General features: G+C 35.1%; 2 protein-coding genes. Both read right to left on the minus strand.

The genetic code is table 11. The features are described from left to right. Window positions 1-517, minus strand: a 517-nt coding sequence (locus EZ444_RS27010) for a COX15/CtaA family protein (protein WP_131613000.1), incomplete at its 3' end; no start/stop codon positions are given. After that, on the minus strand, window positions 507-860 hold the full coding sequence (gene queD, locus EZ444_RS27015; RefSeq protein ID WP_131613001.1) for a 6-carboxytetrahydropterin synthase QueD: 354 nt from the start codon (window positions 858-860) through the stop codon (window positions 507-509). The genes queD and EZ444_RS27010, both read right to left, overlap by 11 nt. Window positions 861-1475 lie beyond the last annotated feature (615 nt).

A 1475-nucleotide genomic window follows, 5' to 3' on the forward strand; every position in this document is an offset into this window, starting at 1 on the left:
GTGTATAGCAAAGTAAAATAAGTGCAGCGACAAAATGTATGGATAATCGAATGTGATTCACTTTTATGTTTATATCATTCAATCCACTCTTAACCATTATCCATCCTATAATTGCCTGTAGTAATCCGAGTATAAAAAGGAACAGCAAAGAGAATAACAGTTTCTTTTCTATTTTTTTTCTGATGAGAAAGTAGATGAGCGGAAAAAGGAAGGCAATGCCGATAAACCTAGCCCAGTTTCTATGTAACCATTCCCAAAAGAATATGGATTTGTAATCTTCCAGTGTAAAATGTGAGTTTACAATATGAAATTGTGCGATCTCTTTGTATTTGTCAAAACTTGTCTGCCACGCAGATTGATTTAAGGGGGGGATTGTTCCGAGCAATGGTTGCCATTCTGTGATGGATAATCCTGATCCTGTAAGCCTGGTGATTCCACCAAGAAGAATTTGTATGATAATGGTACCGGCACCGAAATAAAGCCATGTGGCAATTTGTTTATTATCTTTAACCTTCATAGATTACTCCAGATGTTGGTGTTTCTTTTAATTCTATTTTTACCAAATCTGGAAATATGGGCTTTATCATTTGCCATAACCACACTGCAAGATTTTCAGTGGTAGGATTTTCTAGCCCAGATATTTCATTTAATAACTTATGGTCAAGGATGTCTAAGAATGGTTTTATGCCATTTTTTAAATCGGTATAATCTATGATCCATCCTGAATGTTCTTCTGGCTTGCCTGAAATGTAGACAGTCAAAGTATAGGTGTGTCCATGCATTCCGCCACATTTATGTCCCTGTGGAGTGTTTGGTAGATAGTGCGCGGAATCAAATTGAAAGGTTTTGTAGATAATCATTTGTTTTTTATATAATTCAAAGTTGTGATTATGGACGCTGATAGTAAATGATAGCTATCATGTTTTTTGATAATTGTAATCATATCTATGATGTTTTATAAATAACCTGTAGTTTTTCTGTTTGTGTTGCAGGTAGTTAGGGGCGAATAGGAGATAATAGTGTGTTTAAGTTTGTGGGGGCGTATAATTTTCCTACTTTTGCATCCCGCTTCGGAGGAAGGGTTTGTAAGAAAAGGATAAGGATGAAGGTTGAACTGAAGGGTTAGAAAAAGAGATTGGTGTTTCTTTATGAGTGTTTAAAAGGCTCGAAAAATAGAAGAAATAAAGTTTAATAAAAAGCTTGACAAAACCAAAAAGATTTCTACCTTTGCAATCCCAAACAGAACGGGAGTTACCAAACGGAGTTTGTTAACAGAATAAAAAAGATTGAAACGTTGAGGATTTGAAACTGAGATTCGGAACATTAAGACCGGAACGAAACTGAAGAATAATAAACGAAGAAATATAAAGAAGACCCGTGAGGCGATTCGAGAAGTTCATTAAAGAGATGTCATTTATAAAGCATAGCGAGGTAAGATAGTACAGTTTCAAAGTACATGAAAACCAAAGCTATTT

The organism is Pedobacter hiemivivus, from assembly GCF_004331685.1.
Taxonomy (GTDB): Bacteria; Bacteroidota; Bacteroidia; order Sphingobacteriales; family Sphingobacteriaceae; genus Pedobacter; species Pedobacter hiemivivus.